This window comes from Bacillus sp. AC266, from assembly GCF_979253805.1.
The window spans coordinates 1-2,855 of record NZ_CEEDEC010000020.1; the positions used below are offsets into that span (position 1 = coordinate 1).

Annotated in this window: 1 protein-coding gene; it reads left to right on the forward strand. The window is 33.9% G+C overall.

All coding sequences use genetic code 11. The features are described 5' to 3' along the window. The first annotated feature begins 2,216 nt into the window (after positions 1 to 2,216). A complete protein-coding gene (locus AC0IXC_RS29010; protein WP_326997717.1) occupies positions 2,217 to 2,768 on the forward strand; it encodes a recombinase family protein in 552 nt (183 codons plus the stop codon). The last annotated feature ends 87 nt before the right edge of the window (positions 2,769 to 2,855 follow it).

The following is a 2,855-nucleotide window of genomic DNA, read 5'->3' on the forward strand; positions in this document are numbered from 1 at the left end:
GACGTTCACGTTGTTTGTTTCGTTCAGTTTTCAAAGAACTTGTTTGTCGCTCATTTGCGACTCCCTTATGTTAACATTTTCATATTTCAATGTCAACCAAGTTTTTTTATTTATTTTGTCGCTTTCTGCGTTGTTGCTATCGGCGACTTGTTTTATATTACACCTCTATAAGCTAATCGTCAACACCTTTTTATAAAGATATTTAATTTAATATGTTCACACCATTTTATCCCGCTATTTGCGGACAGTAAGACTCCCACCTCAAAGTTCGACTGAAGCAAAGAAGTTAGTAGTGAGCCTGACGATCATAAATTCCCGATTAGTAAAGGTTACATAAGAATCCACAAAAATTTTACTAAATAGCAATCATTATCTACCTCTATCTACTAATCTCCCCTAACAAACCTCTCTATTTCAAGAGGATTATTCCCCGTACATTACTGGGTTCCACAAGAAATTCTTTTCTAGCAACTTCATTTACTCTCCTTATCTTAATTACAATATCTCTTTCTAACAGTACACACACTCTCCTGAACCATTCATAATAGAATGAACCGACTATAGACTAGATTCAATTAATATTAAAAATTATGATGAGTAAAGGACCATTCGTAGATTATTTCATAAAACCAGTTGGAGATAGAATAATTGGTTCGTTTACAGATTTCACGATACTTTCACAGAAAACACTTATTGTTTTGATACACGCCAACTATAGACAAGAAAAAGACGCTAAAACATATGAACATGCAAAACGGTCATAGCAGCGTAGCTCGCGAACCTATACGGTCTATAGTGAGAGTGGTGATGGCACACTACAATCTTGCACGTCAGCGATACCAAAAATGGACTTCGCCTTTGGTAGCAAGAATCACACTGATGTTAATCAGGTTGCCCCTTTAGCAGTGGGAGTGTCAATAAATCCAATATTAATAATTGAAATATACTTTACTGAAGAACCACTTCACTAAAGCATGTAAAGTTACAAGCTATACTGGAAATCCGAACCTAGTATGGCAGCTCTTCTTTAAACACATATGTCCAATAGAAAATAAGCGCCTCAATTGATTGAGCATGTCTATTACACCATTCGAGAACGAATGTTCTATTCTCTTATTATACACCACTACTTCCTTGCATTTAAGTAATCACACTATAATTTTTCACTTACACTTATCTTCTATATAAAAGCTACAAAATTATAAAATTTAAAGAGTTGTACCCTATATCTATAAGTTTTTCCGTTAGAAGGGCAAATAGCATCGCTAACAAAGCATATAGTTTCATTATTTCCAACCAAATTACAAATAGAGTATATAACTACCTACATTTATTCCCGATGAACCCATTCTTCCTCCAACTTATTTATATCAACGTGATAATAAAGACAAATATGCTGTTCAAATAGCAACCAGTGGCCAACTATACTTTAGTTATCTTATTTATAAGGCTACAAAAAAAGATTCTTATCCAACTACTAGAGGAAACAAGTAGAACTTATAAAGAAGCTGAACACTATGTACAAGAGCAGTTCCAATATTACTACTCATAACTGATCTTCCCGCCCGAAAATTTTCTTGGGAATTTCGTGTAACAAACTATCCAAACTATAAAAAAGATTATAGAGTCTAAACATTAATCCACACATCTTTATCCAAAATGTTATATGCGAAAGTAATACATAAGATTTTCAAGAACTATATTTTGAAATTATCGCCGCTCTTCAAAAGCCAGATTCAGAAAAAAAGAACACGCGCTATTATCTTTTTAACTCCACCACTTTCACCAGATAACTATTTAAAACAAATAAAGTGAAACTTTAATCAGTGGGGGGTGTTGATCCCCTACTGATTATTAGCCTTCACCAATCGGGCGTTTACAGGCAGCCAAACTCCCACCTAACTTCTTTGCTCCAGCTGAATTTTGAGGTGGGAGTTTTATTGCCCGCAAATAGCGGGATAAATGAAACAAATAGCCTGTTACAATGAACTTTTTTCTTCAAACTTTTTTCATGTACCACTATTTAGGTTCACTTCAATTTAACATGTGGTAGCTTCTTTGCTATTCACGAATTAAAGCCATTATCATACAGTATCATCTCATTTCTGTAATTATTCAGTTAATTAGTTCAATTATATATCAATAGAGTGTAGGAGACTGATAAAATCATAGTTAAGAGCATCTCATAAGACTTGTCTCAAAAATGAGGTGATATTTTGCGGAAAATCGGTTATATACGCGTCAGTTCAACTAGCCAGAATCCTTCAAGGCAATTTCAGCAACTGAACGAAATCGGAATGGATATTATTTTTGAAAAAAAAGTTTCCGGAGCAACAAAAGATCGTGAGCAACTTCAAAAAATGTTAGAGGATATACAAGAAGGTGACATCATTTATGTTACGGACTTAACTCGGATTACTCGTAGTACACAAGATTTATTTGAATTAATCGATAACATACGGAGTAAAAAGGCAAATTTAAAATCCTTAAAAGATACATGGCTAGATTTATCAGAAGATAATCCCTACAGCCAATTCTTAATTACGGTTATGGCGGGTGTAAACCAATTAGAACGTGATCTTATCCGTATGCGGCAGCGTGAAGGAATTGAACTGGCTAAGAAAGAAGGAAAGTTTAAAGGTCGGTTAAAGAAGTACCATAAAAATCATGCAGGAATGAATTATGCAGTAAAGCTTTATAAAGAGGGAGATATGACTGTAAATCAAATTTGTGAAATTACAAATGTGTCTAGGGCCTCATTTATATAAATACGCTTACCTTTAAACAAATAAGCTTGTTATCAATGGATTTCTTGAGCCATTAATAACAAGCTTATTTCATTAAACACAAAAAAG